The organism is Sphingoaurantiacus capsulatus (assembly GCF_042648405.1).
GTDB classification, from domain to species: Bacteria; Pseudomonadota; Alphaproteobacteria; order Sphingomonadales; family Sphingomonadaceae; genus Sphingoaurantiacus; species Sphingoaurantiacus capsulatus.
This window is the reverse complement of sequence record NZ_JBHRXV010000001.1, coordinates 428,291-450,963: the sequence shown is the minus strand read 5'-3', so window position 1 is coordinate 450,963 and position 22,673 is coordinate 428,291. Positions and strand designations below refer to the sequence as shown.

19 protein-coding genes are annotated in these 22,673 nt (G+C 68.0%); 15 read left to right on the top strand and 4 right to left on the bottom strand.

What is annotated here, in order from left to right; all coding sequences use genetic code 11:
- Positions 1–12: 12 nt before the first annotated feature.
- From addB to trxA, 3 genes are all read left to right on the top strand, one after another.
- Positions 13–3,003, top strand: coding sequence for a double-strand break repair protein AddB (addB, locus tag ACFOMD_RS02460; RefSeq protein ID WP_380856270.1), 2,991 nt, complete (start codon positions 13–15; stop codon positions 3,001–3,003).
- Positions 3,004–3,130: 127 nt separating this feature from the next.
- A complete protein-coding gene (gene addA, locus ACFOMD_RS02455; protein ID WP_380856267.1) occupies positions 3,131–6,538 on the top strand; it encodes a double-strand break repair helicase AddA in 3,408 nt (1,135 codons plus the stop codon).
- A gap of 530 nt (positions 6,539–7,068) precedes the next feature.
- Entirely contained in the window at positions 7,069–7,389 is a 321-nt protein-coding gene (gene trxA / locus ACFOMD_RS02450; protein WP_380856264.1) for a thioredoxin, read from the top strand.
- 3 nt (positions 7,390–7,392) lie between these two features.
- Here the strand turns inward: trxA and ACFOMD_RS02445 are convergent, their stop codons facing one another.
- Positions 7,393–8,004: a glutathione S-transferase family protein gene (locus ACFOMD_RS02445; protein ID WP_380856261.1), complete on the bottom strand. Its 612-nt coding sequence runs from the start codon at positions 8,002–8,004 to the stop codon at positions 7,393–7,395.
- Between the two features lie 82 nt (positions 8,005–8,086).
- On the opposite strand from ACFOMD_RS02445, the gene ACFOMD_RS02440 reads away from it, so the two are divergent.
- Positions 8,087–8,440, top strand: coding sequence for a GFA family protein (locus ACFOMD_RS02440; protein WP_380856258.1), 354 nt, complete (start codon positions 8,087–8,089; stop codon positions 8,438–8,440).
- On the opposite strand, the gene ACFOMD_RS02435 is transcribed toward ACFOMD_RS02440, so the two are convergent.
- From ACFOMD_RS02435 to argJ, 3 genes are all read right to left on the bottom strand, one after another.
- Positions 8,437–9,372, bottom strand: a complete 936-nt coding sequence (locus ACFOMD_RS02435) for a hypothetical protein (RefSeq protein ID WP_380856255.1) — start codon at positions 9,370–9,372, stop codon at positions 8,437–8,439. The two genes, ACFOMD_RS02440 and ACFOMD_RS02435, sit on opposite strands and share 4 nt — an antisense overlap.
- Positions 9,373–9,495: 123 nt before the next feature.
- The gene (locus ACFOMD_RS02430) at positions 9,496–10,170 is read right to left on the bottom strand and encodes an eCIS core domain-containing protein (protein ID WP_380856252.1); all 675 of its coding nucleotides are present in this window, start codon (positions 10,168–10,170) and stop codon (positions 9,496–9,498) included.
- A gap of 336 nt (positions 10,171–10,506) precedes the next feature.
- A complete protein-coding gene (gene argJ / locus ACFOMD_RS02425) occupies positions 10,507–11,751 on the bottom strand; it encodes a bifunctional glutamate N-acetyltransferase/amino-acid acetyltransferase ArgJ (protein ID WP_380856249.1) in 1,245 nt (414 codons plus the stop codon).
- Between the two features lie 323 nt (positions 11,752–12,074).
- On the opposite strand from argJ, the gene secA reads away from it, so the two are divergent.
- From secA to rpsJ, 11 genes are all read left to right on the top strand, one after another.
- The gene (gene secA / locus ACFOMD_RS02420; protein ID WP_380856246.1) at positions 12,075–14,837 is read left to right on the top strand and encodes a preprotein translocase subunit SecA; all 2,763 of its coding nucleotides are present in this window, start codon (positions 12,075–12,077) and stop codon (positions 14,835–14,837) included.
- Positions 14,838–15,188: 351 nt separating this feature from the next.
- Positions 15,189–16,463, top strand: coding sequence for a Xaa-Pro dipeptidase (locus tag ACFOMD_RS02415; RefSeq protein ID WP_380856243.1), 1,275 nt, complete (start codon positions 15,189–15,191; stop codon positions 16,461–16,463).
- Positions 16,464–16,515: 52 nt separating this feature from the next.
- A complete protein-coding gene (locus ACFOMD_RS02410) occupies positions 16,516–16,689 on the top strand; it encodes a hypothetical protein (RefSeq protein WP_380856240.1) in 174 nt (57 codons plus the stop codon).
- Positions 16,690–16,756: 67 nt separating this feature from the next.
- Entirely contained in the window at positions 16,757–17,017 is a 261-nt protein-coding gene (locus ACFOMD_RS02405; protein WP_380856237.1) for a BrnA antitoxin family protein, read from the top strand.
- Between the two features lie 53 nt (positions 17,018–17,070).
- Positions 17,071–17,286 (top strand): AbrB/MazE/SpoVT family DNA-binding domain-containing protein, encoded by a 216-nt coding sequence (locus ACFOMD_RS02400; RefSeq protein WP_380856234.1) that lies wholly within the window; start codon positions 17,071–17,073, stop codon positions 17,284–17,286.
- Positions 17,249–17,617: a type II toxin-antitoxin system PemK/MazF family toxin gene (locus ACFOMD_RS02395; protein WP_380856708.1), complete on the top strand. Its 369-nt coding sequence runs from the start codon at positions 17,249–17,251 to the stop codon at positions 17,615–17,617. Before ACFOMD_RS02400 ends, ACFOMD_RS02395 begins: the two co-directional genes overlap by 38 nt.
- A 317-nt stretch (positions 17,618–17,934) precedes the next feature.
- Positions 17,935–18,306, top strand: a complete 372-nt coding sequence (gene rpsL, locus ACFOMD_RS02390) for a 30S ribosomal protein S12 (protein ID WP_380856705.1) — start codon at positions 17,935–17,937, stop codon at positions 18,304–18,306.
- 63 nt (positions 18,307–18,369) lie between these two features.
- Positions 18,370–18,840, top strand: coding sequence for a 30S ribosomal protein S7 (gene rpsG / locus ACFOMD_RS02385; protein ID WP_380856231.1), 471 nt, complete (start codon positions 18,370–18,372; stop codon positions 18,838–18,840).
- 51 nt (positions 18,841–18,891) lie between these two features.
- Complete coding sequence (gene fusA, locus ACFOMD_RS02380) at positions 18,892–20,985, top strand: elongation factor G (RefSeq protein ID WP_380856228.1); 2,094 nt, start codon at positions 18,892–18,894, stop codon at positions 20,983–20,985.
- 69 nt (positions 20,986–21,054) lie between these two features.
- Positions 21,055–22,245: an elongation factor Tu gene (gene tuf, locus ACFOMD_RS02375; RefSeq protein ID WP_380856225.1), complete on the top strand. Its 1,191-nt coding sequence runs from the start codon at positions 21,055–21,057 to the stop codon at positions 22,243–22,245.
- Positions 22,246–22,323: 78 nt separating this feature from the next.
- The gene (rpsJ, locus tag ACFOMD_RS02370) at positions 22,324–22,638 is read left to right on the top strand and encodes a 30S ribosomal protein S10 (protein ID WP_121047244.1); all 315 of its coding nucleotides are present in this window, start codon (positions 22,324–22,326) and stop codon (positions 22,636–22,638) included.
- Positions 22,639–22,673: the final 35 nt, after the last annotated feature.

Here is a 22,673-nt window from a genome sequence, read left to right as displayed (position 1 = left end):
GATAGTCCAGCCGTGATCCGCCCCGCCGTCTTCACCATCCCGCCGCACGTCGCCTTCGTCGATGCGCTGGCATTGGGGCTGCTCGACCGCACGCGCGGCGACCCGATGCGGCTGGCGCGCGCCACCGTGCTGCTCCCCAACCGCCGCGCCGTCCGCGCGCTGACCGAGGCGTTCGTCCGCCTGTCCGACGAGGGCGGGCTGTTGCTGCCGCGCATGACGCCGATCGGCGACGTCGACGAGGATGAGGCGATCGGCGCGTTCGCCGACACCCTGGCGGGCGGCGCCGAGCTCGAACCGGCGGTCGACGATTGCAAGCAGCGGCTGATGCTGGTGCCGCTGGTGAAGCGCTACCTCGAACTGCACGACGCGCGCGAGCGGGTGACCGCGGTCGAGGCGCTGCGCCTCGCCGATGAGCTGCGGCGGACGCTGTCGCAGCTCCAGCTCGAAGGCGTCGAGACGAAGAAGCTGCTCGACCTCGATGTCGGCGACCTTGCCGGCCATTGGGAGCGGACGCTCCGCTACATCGGCATCATCGCCGAGGCATGGCCCAAGATCCTCGCCGAGGAAGGCGAGATCGACGGCGCGGCGCGGCGCAACCGGCTGATCGAAAGCTGGACCGCGCAACTGATCGCCGAGCCGCCGGCGCGGATGATCGTCGCGGCGGGCATGGTGGCGACCTCGCCGAGCGTTGCGCGGCTGCTGCGCGCGGTGGCGCGGCTGCCCGACGGGCTGGTCGTTCTCCCCGGTCTCGACACCGGGATGGACGACGAGGAGTGGAAGGAAATCCGCTACCGCACCGCCGACGGCGAGGCGCCGGGCGGCCCGCGCCAGCACGACAGCGAAGGCCATCCGCAATTCTCCTTCCGCTGTCTGCTCCACCGCATGGATGTCGGGCGCGGCGAGGTGGAAATCTGGCCTTACGCGACCCCCTATGACGGGCCGCCCGAACGCACGCATATTGTTACCCGTGCGATGGCGCCGGCGCGCTTCACCGATGCGTGGCGCGACCTTGACCTCGGCGACGACGCGCTGGCCGGCGTGCGGCTGATCGAGGCGGCGACGCCGGGCGAGGAGGCGCAGGTGATCGCGCTCGCGCTGCGGCAGGCGCTGGAGAAGCCGGGCAAGACCGCGGCGCTGGTGACGCCTGACCGCGGCCTTGCCCGCCGTGTCGCCGCGCATCTGGCGCGCTGGGGCGTCGCGCTCGACGATTCGGCCGGTGTGCCGCTGCGGCAGACGCCGCCCGGCACCTTCATGCTCGCGCTCGCCGAAGCGGCGGTGCAGCAGTTCGCGCCCGCGCCGCTGCTGGCGTTGTTGAAGCATCCGCTGGTGCGGATGGACGGTCGGCTCGACTGGCTGGAACGCGCGCGTACCCTCGATATCGCGCTGCGCGGCGTCCGGCCGCCGCCGGGGCTCGACGCGGTCGGCGCCCGCATCGAGGAGGCGGCGACCGAGGCGCGGAGCGACGAGAAGAAGCACCGGTTGCGCGCGCTCAGCGGCTGGTGGCTGGAAGTTTCCGCCATCCTTGATCCGCTGGAGCGGCTGTTCGCGAACCCGCAGGTGTCGCTGCCCGACCTGATCGACGCGATGCGTTCGGCTGCGGCCAACCTGGCCGGCGACGAACTGTGGCGCGGCCCGGCGGGGCGGGCGCTGTCGGAGCTGGTGCAGCAGCTCGAACTGCACGGCCACCGCCTCGACCCGTTCGATCCGCCCGACGCGCCGGGCCTGCTCGCCGCCTTCTTCCAGGAAGCGGCGGTGCGCCCGCCCTATGGCCGCCACCCGCGGCTCTCCGTCTACGGCCTCCTCGAAGCGCGGTTGCAGCGCGCCGACCTGATGATCCTTGGCGGCTTGAACGAGGGCGTGTGGCCGGCGCTGTCGCAGCCCGATCCGTGGCTCGCCCCGGCCGCGCGGGCACAACTCGGGCTGCCGGGGCTGGAGCGGCGCATCGGCCTCGCCGCGCACGACTTCGTGCAGGCGATGGGCGCGCCGGCAGTGATCGCCACCCGTTCCCGCCGCGATGCCGCGGCGCCGACGGTAGCCTCGCGTTTCTGGCTGCGGCTGGAGGCGCTGGGCGGGGAGAAGGTGACGCGCGAATCGGCGCTGCTCGGCATCGCCCGCGCGCTCGACGCCGCCGACGGCCCGCCGCGCTACGCCAGCCGCCCCGCGCCGCGCCCGCCGGCCGATCTGCGCCCGCGCTCGCTGTCGGTGACCGGCGCGGAGAAGCTGAAGGCCGATCCCTACAGCTTCTATGCCGAGAGGATGCTGGGGCTGACCAAGCTGCAGGCGCTCGACGAGGACCCCACCGCGGCGGAGCGCGGCACCTTCCTGCACAGCGTGCTGGAGGACTGGATCAAGGAGCGGCCGCACGACCCCGACTACCTCCGCATCATCGCTGAAAAGCGCCTGCGCGAATGGGACCATCACCCGCTGATGAAGGCGCTGTGGGCGCCGCGCGCGATGCGGGCGGTCGAATGGGCGGCCGAGGAAATGGCGCGCTGGAGCGCCGAGGGCTGGCGGGCGCTGAAGGCGGAAGGCAAGGGTCGCGCGACCTTGGCCAACGGCATCACCCTGACCGGCATGGCCGACCGCATCGACGTGGCGGCCGAGGGCAGCCTCGCGATCATCGACTACAAGACCGGCCTGCCGCCGAGCCACGCGCAGTTGACGGGCGGCTATGCGCTGCAATTGGGCCTGCTCGGCTGGCTGGCGCAGAACGGCCATATCCCCGACGTGACGGCGGGCGACGTGGCGGCGCTGCGCTACTGGCGGCTGTCGGGCGGCAATATCGCCGGCAAGGCCAGCGACCCGCTGGTCTTCCGCCGCCAGGAATGGACCGAACCGCAGGCGTTCATCACCGACTGCATGCGCTGGCTCGACGAACTGTGCGCCGAGCGCCTGTTCGGCGACGCGCCGTTCACCGCCAAGCTCCATCCGGAATATTCGACGCGGTATCGCGATCACGACCATCTGGCGCGGGTGGCGGAATGGCTGGGGCGGAGCGAGTGATGGTACGCTGCTCACTTCGCACCCTCTGCCCGTCATACCGGCGAAAGCCGGTATCCAGCTCGACGGCCGGTCTGGATACCGGCTTTCGCCGGTATGACGGTGTGGGTGCGGCGCGGCGGTGGGGCGTATGACCGCCAAGCCCCTTCTTCCCCTGCGCCCCGAGCAGATGCGGGCGGCAGATCCGCGGGACAATGCGTGGGTGTCGGCGTCGGCCGGGACGGGCAAGACGCAGGTGCTGACCGCGCGGGTGTTGCGGCTGCTGCTCGGCGGCGCGGCGCCGGAGCGGATTTTGTGCCTGACGTTTACCAAGGCGGCGGCGGCGGAGATGCAGGAGCGTATCTTTGCGCGGCTGACGCGCTGGGTGCGCGCGGATGACAACGCGCTCGACGAGGATCTGCGGGCGCTCGGCGAGGCGCCGTCGCCGGAGCGGCGGGAGCGGGCGCGGCGGTTGTTTGCGCTGGTGGTCGACGCGCGCGGCGGCCTGCGCGTCCAGACCTTCCACAGCTTCGCGCAATCCTTGCTCGCCGGCTTCCCGATGGAGGCCGAGGTCACGCCGGGCTTCACCGTGCTCGACGACCGCACCGGCGCCGAGTTGCGCGGGCGGGTGCTGACCGACGCGCTCGCCGACGATGGCTTCGCGGCGGACGTGGCCGGTCTCGCGGTCAAGCTCGGCGAGCGGCAGTTCGCCGCTGTGGTCGGCGCGATGCTGCGCCAGCGGGAGGGGCTGCGGGCGATCGGCAATCCCATCGGCCACCGCGCGCTGTTGCGCCGTGGGCTCGGCCTGCCGACCGATGGCGAGGCGGGCGAGGTGCTGGGCGCCGCGCTGTCCGAAACCCACTTCGACCATGCCGGGCTGCGCAGCTTCGCCGCTGCCTGCGTGGCGTGGAACACCAAGACCGGCCTCGACTACGCCGACGTGATCGCCGGCTGGCTGGCCGCATCGCCCGCCGGGCGCATCGAAACATTCGGCGCGGTTCGCGAAATCTTCTTCAAAAAGGACGGCGACCCGCGCTCGCTGTCGCCGAAGCTCGCCGCCGTCGCCGACATCGCCGCGCGCCTGACCGACGCCATCGCCGCCGTCGCCGAGCTGGAGGCGAAGTTCGCGGTGGTCGAGATCGCCGCCGTCCACCTGCGCGTCGGCCATGTGCTGGAGGCCGGGTTCCGGCTGCAGAAGGCGCGCAGCGGCCTGCTCGACTTCGACGACATGATCGCCCGCGTCGCCGCCATGCTCGGGCAGGACCGCATGGCCGAATGGGTGCGCTTCAAGCTCGACCAGTCGATCGACCATATCCTCGTCGACGAGGGGCAGGACACCAACGCCGCGCAGTGGGAGATCGCCCGCGCCATCGCCGACGAGTTCTTCGCCGGCGTCGGCGCGCGCGAGGAGCAGCGGGTGGCGCGGACGATGTTCGCGGTCGGCGACTACAAGCAATCGATCTTCAGCTTCCAGGGCTCCGACCCGCGCGTGTTCGAGGAATTCCGCCGCCATTTCGCGACGCAGGCGGCGGACGCCGGCGCCGAGTTCCACGACGTGCCGCTGGCCGAAAGCTTCCGCTCGGGCCGCGCGGTGCTCGATGTGGTCGACCGGGTGATCGACGATCTCGGCGCCGAGGCGCTGGGGCTGAGCGACGAGGCGGTGCCACACCGGGTCGGCCGCGCCGGCGACCCGGCGGCGCGCGTGACGCTGTGGCCGCCCGAACCCTATAGCGCCGATATCGACGAGGACAGCGAGGCGGAGGGCGTCGAGGAAGCGGCGTGGCTGCCCGGATCGGTACTGCGCCTCGCCGACCGCATCGCGCGGCAGGTGCGGGGTTGGCTCGACGATCCCGACATGCGCCTCGCCAACGGGCGGCGGGTGCGGCCCGAGGACATCCTCGTGCTGGTGCGGGCGCGCGGCGAGTTCGTCGGGGCGCTGGTCGCCAATCTCCATGCCCAGCGCGTGCCGGTGGCGGGCGTCGACCGGCTGCGGCTGACCGGCCCGATCGCGGTGCAGGACTGCCTCGCGCTGGTGCGGTTCGCGCTTCAGCCCGACGATGATCTGACGCTCGCCACCCTGCTGGTATCGCCGTTCATCGGCTGGACGCAGGACGAGCTGTTCGCGCTGGCGCACGACCGCAAGTCGATGCCGCTGTGGCGGCGACTGCGGCACCGGGCGGAGAGCGACGCGCATGCCGCCGTCGCCAAGGCGTGGCTCGACGAGGTGCTCGGCCTCGCCGATCTGAAACCGCCGCATGAATTTTTTGAGACGATCCTGTCCGGCCCGCTTAACGGCCGCGCGGGGCTGCTGGCGCGGCTCGGGGAGGAGGCGCGCGACCAGATCGAGGCGCTGCTGGCACAGGCGCTGGCCTTCGAGGGCGCGCATTCGCCGTCCCTGCAGGGCTTCCTCGCCTGGATCGAAACCGACGACATCGAACTGAAGCGCGACCCCGATGCCCCCGCCGACGCGGTGCGGATCATGACGGTGCACGGCGCCAAGGGCCTGCAGGCGCCGGTGGTGATCCTTGCGGACGCCGCGCGAGCGCCCAACGAGCGGGCTTCGGATCATGTGCTGCTGACGCTCGACAACATCCCCGACGTGCCGATCTTCTACGGCGGCAAGGAGGGCCGCGTCGGCACGATCGCAACCCAGATCGACGACAATCTGCGCCGCGCCGGGGAAGAGCATTGGCGGCTGCTCTATGTCGCGCTGACCCGGGCGGAGGACATGCTGTTCGTCGGCGGGGCGCTCGGCGCGCGCGAGGAGGTGCCGCACCCGAACAGCTGGCACGCGAAGGTGAAGGCAGCGCTGGAAGGGCTGGGCGCGCAAGCGATCGAGGACGCCTTATGGGGCGAGGTGCTGGTGCACGCCGTCGGCACGCAGGCGCCGCCCGCTGAGGCGAGCGCGAAGGAGTTGGCGCCGCTCGCCGAGGTGCCCGGCTGGGCGCGCGAGAAACCCGCGCCTGAGCCGGCGCCGCCGCGGCCGCTCTCCCCCTCGCAGCTCGCCGCCGACGATGTCGCCTCGCCGCCGCCGTCGAAGGTGATGATCGACGCGGCGCGGCGGGGATCGCTGCTGCACAAGCTGTTCGAACGGCTGCCTGACGTGGCGCCCGACAAGCGCGAGCCGGCGGCGCTGGCGTGGCTGGCGAAGCAGGCGCGCGACCTCGACGACCCGACCCGCGCCGCGCTGGCCCGCCAAGCGCTCGGCGTGATCGAGGCGCCGGCTTTCGCCGAGCTGTTCGGGCCGGATGCGCTGGCGGAGGCGCCGGTGGCGGCGGTGGTCGGCACCGCGGTCATCGCCGGCAAGGTCGACCGGCTGCTCATCCAGCCGGATCGGGTGCAGGTGATCGACTTCAAGACCGGATTGAAGGTGCCGGCCGATGCGGGCGAGGTGTCGGGCTATCACCTGAAGCAGATGGCGGCATACGTGGCGGCGCTGAAGCGGATTTTCCCCGGCCGGCGGGTGGAGGCGGCGCTGCTCTACACCGAGGTGGCGAAGCTGATCGAACTGCCGGCAGAATTGCTCACAGCCAACGAACCCGCCGTCGCCCTCCTCTAAACTCCCCTCCCCGAGGGGGAGGGTTAAGGGGTGGGCTGTCGGGCCGCGCGCGAACTCCCGAAGCCAGCCCTTGCCCCCGAGCCCACCCCCAACCCCTCCCCGGTGGGGGAGGGGAGGGCCCGCTGCCAGCGGAATTGCTCGCAGCCAACGAACCCGCCGCCGCCCTCATTTAACTCCCCTCCCCGAGGGGGAGGGGTAAGGGGTGGGCTGTCGTGGCAGGCGCGAACTCCCGAGGCAGCGCTTGCCCCCAAGCCCACCCCCGACCCCTCCCCGGTGGGGGAGGGGAGTGCCTAACTCACCCCCGCCCGTCATACCGGCGAAAGCCGGTATCCAGTTCTGCGGCCGGTCTGGATACCGGCTTTCGCCGGTATGACGGCTGAGTAGGGGACGGCGCCCGCAAACTAACCCGACAATGCCTTCCACCCCGAAAGCCCCGCTTCTAAACGGGACACCAAAGCTACGCGCCGGCGTTCATTGACCGAGGCGCGGCCCGCGCTTACCTCATTCGAAACACTACGGAGATTGCGACTATGCCCGCCAAGAAGGTCACCGACGCCTCGTTCCACAGCGACGTCATCAGCGCCGACAAGCCGGTGCTGGTCGACTTCTGGGCGGAATGGTGCGGCCCGTGCCGCCAGATCGGCCCGTCGCTCGAGGAGCTGTCGGATGAGCTCGGCGAGAAGGTGACGATCATGAAGCTGAACATCGACGAGAACCCCGACGCGCCGACCAAATATGGCGTGCGCGGCATCCCGACGATGATCCTGTTCAAGAACGGCCAGCCCGCCGCCACCGCGGTCGGCGCCCGCCCGAAGAGCGCCATCAAGGGCTGGCTGGAATCCGAACTCTAGTCGTCAGGTCAGCGGGATCATCACGTTGGCCGCATAGCCCGGCCGCGTGGTGAGACGCCGATACCAGTCCTCGACCGCCGGCAGCGCCGGCCGGTCGATGGGCAGGGTGAAGAAGGTGTGGGCATAGACACCCATCGGAATGTCGCCGAGCCCGAAGCGCTCGCCCGACAGCCAGCCGGTCTTCGCCAGCGCCGCCTCAAGCCGCGCCATCATCGCGCCCGACACCTTCGCCGACGCCGCCACCGCCGCCCTGTCGCGCTCGCCCTCCGGCCGGCGCACCAGGTTGATGAAGGCGTCGCGCTGCGCGTCGGCGAAGCTGAACATCCAGTCCATCCACTTGTCGCCCACCGCCCGCGTCGCCGGATCGGCAGGCCAGAACGCGTCGCCGCCGTAGCGGCTGCCAAGGTAGCGCAGGATGGCGTTCGATTCCCACAGGACGACGTCGCCATCCTCGATGGTCGGGATCAGCCGGTTCGGGTTCATCGCCAGATAGGCGTCCGTAAACCCGAACTTCCCGCCGATGTCGCGCCGCTCGTAGGGCAGGCCCAATTCCTCGGCGAGCCAGGCCACCTTCTTGACGTTGTGCGAATTGAGGCGGCCCCACAGGATCAGCATCGAAACTCCTTCTGCGGCGCGTGCCCACCGCCTATTGATCGGCGACAACGGCGCGGCAAGCGCCAAGCAAGCGGGAGTGATCATGGAGCGTGAGGTTGCGGGCGGGTGCCATTGCGGCGCGGTGCGGTTCGAGGCGACGATCGACACCACGCTCGGCCTCGAATGCAACTGCTCCTATTGCGCCAAGGCCGCGCCGCTGCTCGCCTTCACCGGCGGCGAGAATTTCCGGCAGACGGCGGGCGAAGGGGCGATGACCGATTATCGCTTCTACAAGAAGGTGATCGCTCACCTGTTCTGCGCCACCTGCGGCATCTCCGCCTTCGGCCGCGGCGAAACGCCCGACGGGCAGAAGATGGTCGCGATCAACCTGCGCTGCCTCGACGACCTCGACATGACCGGGGTCCACAAGGGCAGTTTCAACGGCGCGGCGCTCTAGAAACTCGTCTGCACGCTCTGCAGCCGGTTGACGAGGCGGGCGCGCTGCTGGCGGGCCTTGCGGTCCATCTTCAGGCTGTAGAGTTCCTTCAGGAACGCCTGGTCGAGCGGGGTTATCGTGCGCGACGGCTGGTTGCCGAACAGGCCGAGGATCGATCCGTCGAACGACGTGTCGCGGGGCAGCAGCTCGGCGAAGGTCACCATCGCGGCATAGGCGGCAACCGACTCCAGCGGCACACCTTCCGCCTTCACCGCATCGACGACGACGGTGGCGCTGATCAGCCGCCGGGCGACCTGCGTGCTGACGTTGCTGGTGTTGGAGCCCAGCCGCGTGCTCGCCTCGTTGCTGTTGCCCGGCAGCCCCGGCGGCGCGGGATCGCCTCGGTCGCCGAACAGGCTGGGCGGCATCATGCCGACCAGCTTCATGCCGTCGCTGCCGCGCAGCTCGGTGCGGTACCACCAGCGGATGGGTGCGGGGCCGTTGAGCAGCGCGAGCTTCAGATGCTTGGGCACCTCGGCGAGGCGGCGCTGATCGCGCGCGGCGACGCTTTTGGTAAAGGCCGCGCCGTCGCCGACGAAGTTGATGGTGGCGTTGGGCGTACAGCCGGGCTTGCCGACCGGCACGCCGGCGCTTTCCGCGATGGCGCGCACCGTCTTTTCGACGCGCTGCAGATTGGCGGGCTCGAGGCCGATGGCGCGCACGCACACCGGGTCGATCCAGCGCGCGACGGACTCGCGGCCATAGGTGATGCCGGTATGCTGGACGAAAGCGATGGCCCGTTCGCGCGCTTGCGCCGGGGTCAGGCGCTTGCCGATGACGGTGATCTCTTCAGGGTCGGGCTGCGCGGCGATGTTCGCCGCGGCCGTGGCCGACAGGAGAACGGTCGATAAACCGAGAATGATCGACCCGATCCGCAGCTTCCACACGCGCATAGCCCGTCTCCCTCAAGATGGACGATCACGAGCTTGTCACGGGCACGGAACGGACGTCAATTTAATACTGTACATGGCCGGGCCCTTGGTCCGGTGGGTGACCATCCCGGCGCGACGCACCGATCAGGCGGCGTCGGGCGGCGCCGCCTCGGAGGCTTCCTCCTTCATCGCCTCCCGCCGCGCGATGTCGGCGAGGATGCGGCCGGCGTTCCTGCGCGCCTGCTCCTCGATCAGCGGCCAGTTCTGCGCATAGAGGCGCGCGAAATCGGGGAGGCCGAGCTGGTGATATTGCAGCACATGCGTCAGCTCATGCGCGACCAGCGCCCGGTGCCCGGCGGCCTTGCCATTGGAAAAGACGATGACGTCGTCGAGCGTCACCGCGCCGTCCTGCGAATGCCAGCCGGCGAGCAGGCTGCCGAGGCCGACGCGCCGGTCTGCGAGCGTCCAGCGCGTGTCGTCGATCACCTCGTCGGGGAAATAGGGGCGGTACAGCTCTTTCAGCTCGTCGCTCAAGGGCTGGCTGTGGCCCTTCAGCGCCTGCACCCGCGAGAAGCGGATCGCCTCGGCAAGCGTCGCGCTGGCGGCGACGTTGCCGCCGCGCCGCACCGTCTGCGCCACCAGCCGCGGCCCACGCAGCGCCGCGCGCAGCTTCGCCTCGTCGATGCGGGCGAGGATGTCGAAGCGCAGCGCGGTGACGAAGGTCGGCACCGGCGCGCCCGTTCCATAGGCGACGAAATAGCCGGCAAAGGTGCCGCCCGCGAAGGCGGCCATGAAGGCGAGGATCGAGCGCAGCTTCATCGGGGGGTTAACGGTCGTTGGGGGCGACGGTATCCCCGCCCCCAACCGTCATTCCGGCGAAAGCCGGAATCCAGCTGCAGCCCACCATCTCGCTAAGACGAGGGTGAGCGGTGTGGGTGGGGCGAGGACGGCTGGATACCGGCTTTCGCCGGTATGACGGATTGAAAGAAGCGCGCTAACCGCCGGGGCGTCTGCCGATGCATCGCCCGCCATCCCACGCGCCACCGCCATCAAGGCAGACATCCTGCGCGATGAAGTCGGAGGTAAGCAGCCAGATCAGGAGCGCCAGTAGTATCGTGATGATTGCGATGACGGCCTTTCGCGGCGCCAGTACCCTCAGCTCCGGTAGTCGGCGTTGATGCTGATGTAGCCATGCGTCAGGTCGCAGCTCCACACCGTCGCGCGACCCTCGCCCAGCCCCAAATCCACCCCGATGTCGATGTCGCGGCCCTTCAAATGCGCGGCGACGGGGGTCTCGTCATAGTCCTCCACCGCCAGCCCGTCCTTCGCCACCAGCGTCGTGCCGAAGCGGATGGCGAGACGGTCGCGGTCGGCGGCTTCGCCGGCCTTGCCGACCGCCATGACGACGCGGCCCCAGTTGGCGTCCTCGCCGGCGATCGCGGTTTTCACCAGCGGGGAGTTGGCGATGGCGAGCGCGATGACGCGCGCGGCGCGGTCGTCCTCGGCGCCCTCGACGGCGATGGTGATGAACTTCTGCGCGCCTTCGCCGTCGCGGACCACCTGCTGGGCGAGGTCGCGGCAGAGGTCGGTGAGGGCGGCCTGGAAGGCGTCGGCGCCGGCGCTGGTCCAGCCGTCGAGCGGGGTGTTGCCCGCCGCACCCGTGGCGAAGGCGAGCACGGTGTCGGAGGTGCTGGTGTCGCCGTCGACGGTGATGCAGCTGTAGGTCTGCTCGTTGGCCGCCGACAGCATTTCCTGCAGGAGCGCCGGGGCCACTTTCGCGTCGGTGAAGATGAAGCCGAGCATCGTCGCCATGTCGGGCGCGATCATGCCCGAGCCCTTGATGATGCCGGTGAGCGTCACCGTCTGGCCGCCGACGACGGCGGTGCGCACCGATGCCTTGGGGAAAGTGTCGGTGGTCATGATCGTCGCCGCCGCATCCTCCCAGGTCGCGGTCGACCCGGCCTTCAGCTTGGCGAAGGCGGCGGTGAGGCCGGCGCGGGCCTTGTCGGTCGGCAGCGGCACGCCGATGACGCCGGTCGAGGCGACGAACACCTCGGTCTCGGCGCAGCCGAGCGTCTCGACCGCGGCGGCGAGCACCGCCTCGACGGCGGCCTTGCCGCGGCCGCCGGTGAAGGCGTTCGAGTTGCCGGCGTTAACGACGAGCGCGCGGGCGGTGCCGTGGGCGAGCGCCTGCCGGCACCAGTCGACCTCCGGCGAGGGGCATTTGGATTTGGTGAGCACGCCCGCCACCGCGGTGCCCGGCGCCAGCTCGGCGAGGGTCAGGTCGGTGCGGTCCCACGCCTTGTAACCCGCGCGTGCGACGGCGAGCCGCACGCCGGCCACCTCCGGCAGCTCGGGGAAACGGTCGGGGGCGAGGGGGGAGCGGGTGAGATCGGCCATGGGCGGCAGGATTAGGAAGGTTGGGGCGCGGGGACAATGGGGATCGGATTAAGTGAGCGCGTTCAACTCCATCGTCATCCCCGCGAAGGCGGGGATCCAGCCCGCAACAAAAGGTCGCCCGCGATGCGGGCGGCATGTTCATGATGGACTGGGCCCCCGCCTGCGCGGGGGTGACGATAAAAGAGGTATCGGGCAGGGTGCGTTGAAGCAACGCGGACGGGGGTGCCGGGTTTGACTCGGGACGGACCCGTCCCTATCTCCGCCCGGTTCCGGGGCAGGGGACGATGCGTCCTCCGGGCTCCCCCGATTTTCAAGGTATTTGCATGCTCGACTTCGTCGGCGGCCTCGCCAAACGTCTCTTCGGCTCCTCGAACGACCGTTACGTCCGGTCGCTGCAGCCGGTGGTCGACAAGATCAACGGGCTGGAGCCGACCATCTCGGCGATGTCCGACGATGAGCTGCGCGCGCAGACCGACAAGTTCCGCGGCCTGCTGGCGGGCGGCAAGTCGCTCGACGACATCCTCCCCGAGGCGTTCGCCACGGTGCGCGAGGCGGCGAAGCGCACGCTCGGCCAGCGTCATTATGATGTGCAGCTGATCGGCGGCATCGTCCTCCACCGCGGCGAGATCGCCGAGATGCGCACCGGCGAGGGCAAGACGCTGGTGTCGACGCTCGCGGCGTACCTCAACGCCATCGAGGGCAAGGGCGTCCATGTCGTCACGGTGAACGACTATCTCGCCCGCCGCGACTCCGGCTGGATGGGCATGGTCCATAATTTCCTCGGGCTGTCGGTCGGCGTCGTCGTGCCGAACATCGCCGACGAGGAGCGCCGCGCCGCCTATCAGGCGGACATCACCTACGCGACCAACAACGAGCTCGGCTTCGACTATCTGCGCGACAACATGAAATATTCGCGCGACGCGATGGTGCAGCGGCCGTTCAACTTCGCGGTGGTCGACGAGGTCGACTCGATCCTCGTCGACGAGGCGCGCACGCCGCTGATCATCTCCGGTCCCACCGACGACAAGTCGGCGCTCTACACCTCGGTCGACGCGGTGGTGAAGCAGCTCGTCGCCGATGATTATGAGATCGACGAGAAGCAGAAGTCGATCATCCTGACCGAGAGCGGCACCGAGAAGGTCGAGCGCATGCTGGAGGCCGCCGGCCTTCTGGAAGGCGCCAACCTCTACGACTTCGAGAACACGCAGGTGGTTCACCATGTGAACCAGTCGATGCGCGCCAACCTGATCTTCCGCCGCGACACCGACTATATCGTGCGCGACGGCAAGGTGATCATCATCGACGAGTTCACCGGCCGCATGATGGACGGGCGCCGCTGGTCGGACGGTTTGCACCAGGCGGTCGAGGCCAAGGAAGGCCAGCCGATCCAGCCGGAGAACCAGACGCTCGCGTCGATCACCTTCCAGAACTACTTCCGCATGTACCCGAAGCTCGGCGGCATGACCGGCACCGCCGCCACCGAGGCCGCGGAGTTCTTCGACATCTACAAGCTGAACACCGTCGAGATTCCGACCAATCTGCCGGTGCAGCGCAAGGATTCCGAGGACGAGTTCTACAAGAACGCAGCAGACAAGTTCGCCGCGATCGTGAAGTCGATCCGCGAGGCGAAGGAGAAGGGGCAGCCCGTCCTCGTCGGCACCGTGTCGATCGAGAAGTCGGAGATGCTGTCCGAATATCTCACCAAGGAAGGTGTCGAGCACAGCGTGCTCAATGCCCGCTTCCACGAGAAGGAAGCGCATATCGTCGCGCAGGCCGGCCGCATCGGCGGCGTCACCATCGCGACGAACATGGCCGGCCGCGGCACCGACATCCAGCTCGGCGGCAACATCGAGTTCCGCGTCGAGGACGAGCTGTCCGACCTGGAGGCCGGCGCCGAGAAGGACGCCGCCGTCGCGCGTATCCGCGAGGAAGTGATGGCCGAACGCGCCAAGGTGCGCGAGGCGGGCGGCCTGTTCGTGCTGGCGACCGAGCGTCATGAATCACGGCGCATCGACAACCAGCTCCGCGGCCGCTCGGGCCGTCAGGGCGATCCGGGCCTGTCGCGCTTCTATCTCAGCCTCGACGACGACCTGCTGCGCATCTTCGGCCAGCAGAACATGCTGCACCGCCTGATGAACTCGGGCCTCGAGGAGGGCGAGGCGATCGTCCACCCGTGGATTTCGAAGGCGATCGAGACGGCGCAGAAGAAGGTCGAGGCGCGCAACTACGACGTGCGCAAGCAGCTGCTCCAGTACGACGACGTGATGAACGACCAGCGCAAGGTGGTCTACGAGCAGCGCCAGGACGTGATGGATTCGGAAGCCGTCGGCGATGTCGTCGTCGACATGCGCCACGACACCATCAACGACCTCGTCGCGACGCACTGCCCGCAGGGCGCCTATCCCGAGCAGTGGAATGTCGAGGCGCTGCGCGCCGACCTCGCCGCCAAGCTGGCGCTCGACATGCCGGTCGAGGAATGGGCGAAGGCGGAGGGCATCGATCAGGAGATCGTGCTCGAGCGCATCCTCGCCGCCGCCGACGCGCTGATGGCCGAGAAGGCGGCGGGCATCGACCCGGCGACCTGGGTGCAGATCGAGAAGAATTTCCTCCTCCAGGCGATCGACCATCACTGGAAGGAGCACCTCGCGACGCTCGACGCGCTGCGCGCCGTCATCCACCTGCGCGCCTATGCGCAGAAGACGCCGATCAACGAGTATAAGAGCGAGGCGTTCGCGCTGTTCGAGCGTATGCTCGGCATGATCCGCGAGGACGTGACCCGCATGCTGGCGCACGCGCAGTTCCAGTTCTCGCCGCCGCCGCCCGAATTCGGCGACACCAACCCGGGCGGGTTCATCACCACGCACATCGACCCGCTGACCGGCGAGAATGAGGCGGCGCCCGAGGTGGAATATATGCACCTGTCGCCGGAGCAGTTCGACCGCGCGCAGGCCGCCGCCGCCGCATTGGGCGCCGGCTTCGACGCGGCCGACCCGTCGACCTGGTCGAGTTTCGTCACCCGCAACCAGCCCTGCCCGTGCGGCTCGGGCGAGAAGTTCAAGCACTGCCACGGCGCGATCGTCACGTAGCACTCCATCGTCATCCCCGCGCAGGCGGGGGTCCATTACCGCCGAGCGCCTGAGCGAATGGATCCCCGCCTTCGCGGGGATGACGATGGGGTGGGCATTTGCGATGGGCGAGCTTTCTTGATCTGTCATCCCCGCGAAGGCGGGGATGACGATGGGGTGGGCATTTGCGATGGGCGAGCTTTCTTGATCTGTCATCCCCGCGAAGGCGGGGACCCACCCGCACCGTTCTCCGGCGCCCGGAGAGGCCGTCCTTGCGCCACAGTGGGTCCCCGCCTTCGCGGGGATGACATCTATGGTGCGGGTGACGATCCCCATGCTAACCCCTTCCCCAACACGGGGCAGGGGAAGTTCATGAAGCGGTTCGCACTGGCAGCAGCTCTGATGGCGTCGGCAACGGCGGCGCAGGCGGAGACGGTGGTGCTGACCGCCGCGCGCATGGCCGATGTGCTGGCGGGCAAGAGCGTCGCCAATCCGGTCGTCGTCGTTACCGACGGCCGCATCGCCGCCGTCGGCACCGCCGACCGGCCGCCCGCCATCCCCGCCGACGCGAAGCGCATCGACCTCGGGCCGCTGACGCTCGTCCCCGGCCTCATCGACATGCACGTCCATCTCGGCGGCACGCCGCTGATCGGCGGCTACCGGCGGCTCGAATATACCGACCAGTTCAACACCGTGCTCGGCGTGCCCAACGTCAAGGCGACGCTCGACGCCGGCTTCACCACGGTGCGCAGCCTCGGCGAGGAGCATCATGCCGACGTGGCGTTCCGCCAGGCGATCGACGGCGGCTTCATCCCGGGGCCGCGCATCGTCGCCGCCACCTATGCGATCGGCGCGACCGGCGGGCATTGCGACGAGAACACCAACGTGCCGTCGATGGTCCGCACCTCGCCGGGCGTCGCCGACGGGCCGGAGGCGGTGCGCCACAAGGTGCGCGAGCTGAAGAAGCTCGGCGCGCAGGTGATCAAGGTATGCGCCACCGGCGGCGTCTTCTCGCGCAACACCGATCCGGGCGCGCAGCAGATGACCTACGAGGAACTGAAGATGGCCGCCGACGAGGCGCACATGCTCGGCCTTAAGATCGCCGCGCATGCGCACGGGACGGACGGCATCAAGGCGGCGATCAAGGCGGGCATCGACACCATCGAGCATGTGAGCTTCATCGATGCGGAAGGCATCAAGCTCGCGAAGGAGAAGGGCACTTGGCTCGGCTTCGACGTCTACAACACCGAATACACGCTGTCGGAAGGCGCCAAGAACGGCGTGCTCGAGGAGAATATCGAGAAGGAACGCCGCGTCGGCACCCTTCAGCGTGAGAATTTCCGCAAGGCGGTGGAGGGCGGGGCGCGCCACATCTTCAGCACCGACGCCGGCATCTACCCGCACGGCATGAACGCCAGGCAGTTCGCGGTGATGGTCCGCTTCGGCATGACGCCGCTGCAGGCGCTGCAGTCGGCGACCACCAACGCCGCGCAGGCGCTCGGCCGCGACAAGGACGTCGGCGCCATCGCCCCGGGCCGCTTCGGCGACATCATCGCGGTCGCCGGCGATCCGCTCGCCGACCCCACCTCGCTGGAGCGGGTGGCGTTCGTGATGAAGGGCGGGAAGGTCGAGAAGGACGTTCGCTAACGCGGGCGGCCCTCATTGACCTGATATATTATTGTCGGCACAATAATAGCCGATGAAGGTCGAGTTCGACGCTGGGAAAGATGCCGCCAACGTCGCGAAGCATGGCGTGTCGTTCGCTCGCGCGCTTGACCTGAAGGTGTTCGCCGTCGTCCGCGATTTTCGGTTCGAGGAGGAGCGGTATCGGGCCTATGGCTTGCTCGACGGCTTCGCCCATTGCCTCGCCTAAACAATGCGCGGCGAGTCGATCCGGCCGATCAGCCTGCGGCGCGCCCGCGCTAAGGAGTATAAGCGTCATGTCCCGTGAGCCCCAGTTCGACGATGATAATCCCGAGTGGACTAGCGAGGATTTTGCGCGTGCGACGCGGTTCGACGGCGTATCGCTTGCGGAGGCGACCGAGGTAATGCGGCGAAAGCCCGGCCGTCCCCCGGCCGAGAGGCCCAAGCCGCGCGTGACGATGCGCCTCGATCAGGATCTGCTCGATCATTATCGGGCGATGGGGCGTGGTTGGCAGACCCGGATCAACGAAGTGCTGCGCAAGGCGAGCGGTATTTAGGACGATTGTCGCGCGGAATTGAAATCGCCGCCCGTAAGGATTATCCTTACCGCATGATCGTCAGTCGCATCACCAGCAAGGCGCAAACAACGATCCCGCGATCGGTTCGGACGGCGCTTGGCCTGCGCGAGGGCGACACGATCGCCTATGAGATCGACGGCGACCGCGTCCTCATCTCCAAGGCGTCCGCCGAATCATGGTTCGACCCCTTCGCCTGTTTCGACGAGTGGAATTCGGACGCTGACCGCGAGGGCTACGCCAATCTTTGAGCGCGGCGATATCGTTCGGCTGCCGTTTCCATATACGGATCGGCCGGTTCAGCAACGGCGGCCGGCGCTGATCGTCTCTGACGGTGGTGTCGGCGCCGGCGGCCGATTGATCTGGGTTGTGATGATAACCAGCGCCGCCAACGCGCCGTGGCCGCAGGATGTCGCCATAGGCGACGATTACAGCAAGCTAGGTTTGCCGATTCCGTCTGTTGTGCGGCCGACCAAGGTGGCGGCCCTGGACGGCGGTTCGGCGGAGTTGATCGGCAAGGCGAGTGACGACCTGCTGGCGCGCGTACTTCAGGAGATCGGCGATATCCTGAATGTGCGATGATGTTCGTCGGTGCGAGCGGCCTGTAACCGCCCACCACTCCCGATTCACCGCTTGACCCCCCAAGGGGCCATCGCTATATGGCGCCCTCACCCGCGGACTGGTGGTAGGCGCTCGTCCTAAACGCTGTTCCGCACGGGTGGAAACGACACATGAGTGTGTGGGGTCCGGTCGGCACCTTCGAGGTTGCTGACATCGCTCCACGGCAGCACCCGCCGCAAGGCGGGAATTTGCTGTTGGCGCCTCTGGCGCCGGTACCCATGGGTCATAAGCAAGTTTCGGCCGCTTCGGCGGTCCAGGTTTTGAGGCTTAAACGCAGCATGCCGACGATCAACCAGCTGATCCGCAAGGGTCGCGAGCCGCAGAAGGCGCGCAACAAGGTTCCGGCCCTCGAGGCCAATCCGCAGAAGCGCGGCGTTTGCACGCGCGTCTACACCACGACCCCGAAGAAGCCGAACTCGGCGCTTCGCAAGGTCGCCAAGGTGCGCCTGACCAACGGCTTCGAGGTCATCGGCTACATCCCCGGCGAGGGCCACAACCTGCAGGAGCACTCGGTTGTGCTCATCCGCGGCGGCCGCGTGAAGGATCTTCCCGGCGTTCGCTACCACGTCCTGCGCGGCGTGCTGGATACCCAGGGCGTCAAGGACCGCAAGCAGAGCCGTTCGAAGTACGGCGCCAAGCGGCCCAAGTAACCGAACGAAGCTAGAGTTATTCCCGCGCAGGCGGGAATCCAGATCGAAGAATGGGATTAACAGATGGCTCGTCGTCGTCGCCCCGAAAAGCGCGAAATCCTTCCCGATCCCCGGTTCGGGGATGTCACCCTCACCAAGTTCATGAATCTGGTGATGGAGCAGGGCAAGAAGTCCGTCGCTGAAAGCATCGTCTACACCGCGCTCGACGCGATCGAGGCGCGCACGCGCCGCGAGCCGATCGGCGTGTTCCACGATGCGCTCGCCAACGTCCGTCCGGGCATCGAGGTCCGCAGCCGCCGCGTCGGCGGTGCGACCTACCAGGTTCCGGTCGAGGTTCGCCCCGAGCGCAGCCAGGCGCTGGCGATCCGCTGGCTGATCGGCGCTGCGCGCAACCGCAGCGAGAACACCATGTCGGCGCGCCTGTCGGGCGAGCTCATGGACGCCGCGAACAACCGCGGCACCGCCGTCAAGAAGCGCGAAGACACGCACCGGATGGCCGAGGCCAACCGCGCGTTCTCGCACTATCGCTGGTAGCACCGAAACAAATTGCGCCGCCGGCAACCGGCCGGCCCAGGAGTATTTGAAATGGCCCGCAGCCATCCGCTCGACCGCTATCGCAACATCGGCATCATGGCCCACATCGATGCCGGCAAGACGACCACGACCGAGCGCATCCTTTATTACACCGGCAAGTCCTACAAGATCGGCGAGGTCCATGAGGGCACCGCCACGATGGACTGGATGGAGCAGGAGCAGGAGCGCGGCATCACGATCACGTCGGCCGCGACGACCTGTTTCTGGAAGGGCGAGGACGGCAACGGCCCGGACCATCGCATCAACATCATCGACACGCCCGGCCACGTCGACTTCACCATCGAGGTGGAGCGTTCGCTCCGCGTGCTCGACGGCGCGGTCGCGTGCTTCGACGGCGTCGCCGGCGTTGAGCCGCAGTCGGAGACCGTGTGGCGCCAGGCCGAGAAGTACCGCGTTCCGCGCATGTGCTTCGTCAACAAGCTGGACCGCACCGGCGCGAACTTCGACCGCTGCGTCGAGATGATCAAGGACCGCCTGGGCGCCCGCCCGGCCGTGCTGTATCTCCCGATCGGCCTCGAGGGCGATTTCAAGGGCCTGGTCGATCTCGTCCATGACCGCGCGATCATCTGGCTCGACGAGTCGCTGGGCGCGAAGTTCGAGTATCAGGACATTCCGGCCGACCTGAAGGACGCCGCCGAGCTGGCGCGCCAGGAGCTGATCGAGCTTGCCGTCGAGCAGGACGATGCGGCGATGGAAGCCTATCTCGACGGCACGATGCCCGACACCGCGTCGCTGAAGAAGCTGATCCGCAAGGGCACGCTCAACTTCTCGTTCGTGCCGGTCCTCTGCGGCTCGGCGTTCAAGAACAAGGGCGTTCAGCCGCTGCTCGACGCCGTCATCGACTATCTGCCGTCGCCGCTGGACATTCCGCCGGTCGAAGGCGTGAAGCTCGACGGCGAGACCAAGGACACGCGCCCGGCGGAAGACGGTGCGCCGATGTCGGCGCTCGCCTTCAAGATCATGAACGATCCGTTCGTGGGCTCGCTCACCTTTGCCCGCATCTATTCGGGGACGCTCAAGAAGGGCGCCTACCTGAACTCGGTGAAGGACAAGGAAGAGAAGATCGGCCGCATGCTGCTCATGCATGCGAACAGCCGTGAGGACATCGAAGAGGCGTTCGCGGGCGACATCGTCGCGCTGGCCGGTCTCAAGGAGACCACCACCGGCGACACGCTGTGCGCCAAGAACGCGCCGATCATCCTGGAGCGCATGGAGTTCCCGGAGCCGGTCATCGAGCTGTCGGTGGAGCCGAAGACCAAGGTCGACCAGGAGAAGATGGGCCTCGCCCTCAACCGCCTGGCCGCCGAGGATCCCTCGTTCCGCGTGTCGACCGATCACGAATCGGGCCAGACGATCATCAAGGGGATGGGCGAGCTCCACCTCGAGATCCTCGTCGATCGCATGCGCCGCGAGTTCAAGGTCGAAGCGAACGTCGGCGCGCCGCAGGTGGCGTACCGCGAATCGCTGGCCCGCAAGGTCGATGTCGACTTCACCCACAAGAAGCAGTCGGGCGGCACCGGCCAGTTCGGCCGCGTGAAGTTCACGGTCGAGCCGGGCGAGCGCGGCACGGGCATCATCTTCAACGACGAGGTGAAGGGCGGAAACATTCCGCGCGAGTACATCCCGTCGGTGGAGAAGGGCATCCGCGAGGTCGCCGCTTCGGGCGCGCTGATCGGCTTCCCGATCATCGACTTCACCGTGACGCTGTATGACGGCGCCTACCACGACGTCGATTCGTCGGCGCTGGCGTTCGAAATCACCGGTCGTGGCGCGATGCGCGAAGCCGCCGAGAAGGCGGGCATCAAGCTTCTCGAGCCGATGATGCGCGTCGAGGTCGTCACCCCTGAGGATTTCATGGGCGACTGCATCGGCGATCTGAACTCGCGTCGCGGTCAGATCCAGGGCACCGATACCCGCGGCAACGCGCAGGTCATCGAGGCGATGGTGCCGCTCGCGAACATGTTTGGCTACGTGAACCAGCTGCGTTCGATGACGCAGGGGCGCGCGCAGTACACCATGCAGTTCTCGCATTACGAAGAAGTCCCGGCGAACGTCGCCGAGGAAGTCAAAGCTAAGCTGGCGTAACGCCGGCAGATCGGTTAAAGGCGCCCGCTCCCGCGGGTACAACGAACTAACGCAATAGAGGTTAGCACAATGGCGAAGGCTAAATTCGAGCGGAACAAGCCGCACTGCAACATCGGCACCATCGGTCACGTCGACCATGGCAAGACCTCGCTGACCGCGGCGATCACCAAGGTGCTGGCCGAGACCGGCGGCGCCACCTTCACCGCCTACGACCAGATCGACAAGGCGCCGGAAGAGCGTGAGCGCGGCATCACCATCTCGACCGCGCACGTCGAGTATGAGACCAGCGCGCGCCACTACGCGCACGTCGACTGCCCCGGCCACGCCGATTATGTGAAGAACATGATCACCGGCGCCGCGCAGATGGACGGCGCGATCCTGGTCGTGTCGGCCACCGACGGCCCGATGCCGCAGACCCGCGAGCACATCCTGCTCGCCCGCCAGGTCGGCGTGCCGCAGCTCGTCGTGTTCATGAACAAGGTCGACCTGGTCGACGACGAAGAGATCCTCGAGCTCGTCGAGCTGGAGATCCGCGAGCTCCTGTCGAAGTACGACTTCGATGGCGACAACATTCCGATCATCAAGGGTTCGGCCGTGGCCGCCCTCGAGGACAAGACCCCGGAAATCGGCCGCGAGCGCGTGCTCGAGCTGATGGCCGCCGTCGACTCGTTCATCCCGCAGCCGGCGCGTCCGCTCGACAAGCCGTTCCTGATGCCGATCGAGGACGTGTTCTCGATCTCGGGTCGCGGCACCGTCGTCACGGGTCGCGTCGAGAGCGGCATCGTGAAGGTGGGCGAGGAAGTCGAGATCGTCGGCATCAAGGACACCCGCAAGACGACCGTCACGGGCGTCGAGATGTTCCGCAAGCTGCTCGACTCGGGCCAGGCCGGCGACAACATCGGTGCGCTGGTTCGCGGCGTCGGCCGTGAGGACGTCGAGCGTGGGCAGGTTCTCTGCAAGCCGGGCTCGATCACCCCGCACACCGACTTCAAGGCGAGCGTTTATGTCCTGTCGAAGGACGAGGGCGGCCGTCACACGCCGTTCTTCGCGAACTATCGCCCGCAGTTCTACTTCCGCACGACCGACGTCACCGGCACCGTCGAGCTGCCCGAGGGCACCGAGATGGTCATGCCGGGCGACAACATCGAGCTGACCGTCAAGCTCATCGCGCCGATCGCGATGGACCAGGGTCTCCGCTTCGCGATCCGCGAAGGCGGCCGCACGGTGGGTTCGGGCGTCGTCGGTACGATCGTAAAGTAAGCGTCACGCCGCCCGGCCCCGGGGCACAGCTTCGGGGCCGGGCGGTTTCGCATTTTCAGTTTGCAAGACGGTATTGAGATGGAAACGCAGAACATTCGCATCCGGCTGAAGGCCTTCGACCATCGTGTGCTCGACCAGGCTACCGGCGAGATCGCGGACACCGCGAAGCGGACTGGCGCCATGGTGCGCGGCCCCATCCCGATGCCGACGCGCATCGAGAAGTTCACGGTGAACCGCTCGCCGCACGTCGACAAGAAGTCGCGCGAGCAGTTCGAGGTCCGCACCTACAAGCGGCTCCTCGACATCGTGCAGCCGACCCCGCAAACCGTGGACGCGCTGATGAAGCTCGACCTCGCGGCCGGTGTCGACGTTGAGATCAAGCTGCAGGCCTAAAACCTACAGCATGAAGTAATGCCGCGGAGGCAATT

Excerpts from the sequence above, each read along its gene's own strand:
- addA (WP_380856267.1), top strand. The coding sequence starts at position 3,131 with ATGACCGCCAAGCCCCTTCTTCCCCTGCGCCCCGAGCAGATGCGGGCG.
- trxA (WP_380856264.1), top strand. The coding sequence starts at position 7,069 with ATGCCCGCCAAGAAGGTCACCGACGCCTCGTTCCACAGCGACGTCATC.
- ACFOMD_RS02445 (WP_380856261.1), bottom strand. The coding sequence starts at position 8,004 with ATGCTGATCCTGTGGGGCCGCCTCAATTCGCACAACGTCAAGAAGGTG.
- ACFOMD_RS02440 (WP_380856258.1), top strand. The coding sequence starts at position 8,087 with ATGGAGCGTGAGGTTGCGGGCGGGTGCCATTGCGGCGCGGTGCGGTTC.
- ACFOMD_RS02435 (WP_380856255.1), bottom strand. The coding sequence starts at position 9,372 with ATGCGCGTGTGGAAGCTGCGGATCGGGTCGATCATTCTCGGTTTATCG.
- ACFOMD_RS02430 (WP_380856252.1), bottom strand. The coding sequence starts at position 10,170 with ATGAAGCTGCGCTCGATCCTCGCCTTCATGGCCGCCTTCGCGGGCGGC.
- argJ (WP_380856249.1), bottom strand. The coding sequence starts at position 11,751 with ATGGCCGATCTCACCCGCTCCCCCCTCGCCCCCGACCGTTTCCCCGAG.
- secA (WP_380856246.1), top strand. The coding sequence starts at position 12,075 with ATGCTCGACTTCGTCGGCGGCCTCGCCAAACGTCTCTTCGGCTCCTCG.
- ACFOMD_RS02415 (WP_380856243.1), top strand. The coding sequence starts at position 15,189 with ATGAAGCGGTTCGCACTGGCAGCAGCTCTGATGGCGTCGGCAACGGCG.
- ACFOMD_RS02410 (WP_380856240.1), top strand. The coding sequence starts at position 16,516 with ATGAAGGTCGAGTTCGACGCTGGGAAAGATGCCGCCAACGTCGCGAAG.
- ACFOMD_RS02405 (WP_380856237.1), top strand. The coding sequence starts at position 16,757 with ATGTCCCGTGAGCCCCAGTTCGACGATGATAATCCCGAGTGGACTAGC.
- ACFOMD_RS02400 (WP_380856234.1), top strand. The coding sequence starts at position 17,071 with ATGATCGTCAGTCGCATCACCAGCAAGGCGCAAACAACGATCCCGCGA.
- rpsL (WP_380856705.1), top strand. The coding sequence starts at position 17,935 with ATGCCGACGATCAACCAGCTGATCCGCAAGGGTCGCGAGCCGCAGAAG.
- rpsG (WP_380856231.1), top strand. The coding sequence starts at position 18,370 with ATGGCTCGTCGTCGTCGCCCCGAAAAGCGCGAAATCCTTCCCGATCCC.
- fusA (WP_380856228.1), top strand. The coding sequence starts at position 18,892 with ATGGCCCGCAGCCATCCGCTCGACCGCTATCGCAACATCGGCATCATG.
- tuf (WP_380856225.1), top strand. The coding sequence starts at position 21,055 with ATGGCGAAGGCTAAATTCGAGCGGAACAAGCCGCACTGCAACATCGGC.
- rpsJ (WP_121047244.1), top strand. The coding sequence starts at position 22,324 with ATGGAAACGCAGAACATTCGCATCCGGCTGAAGGCCTTCGACCATCGT.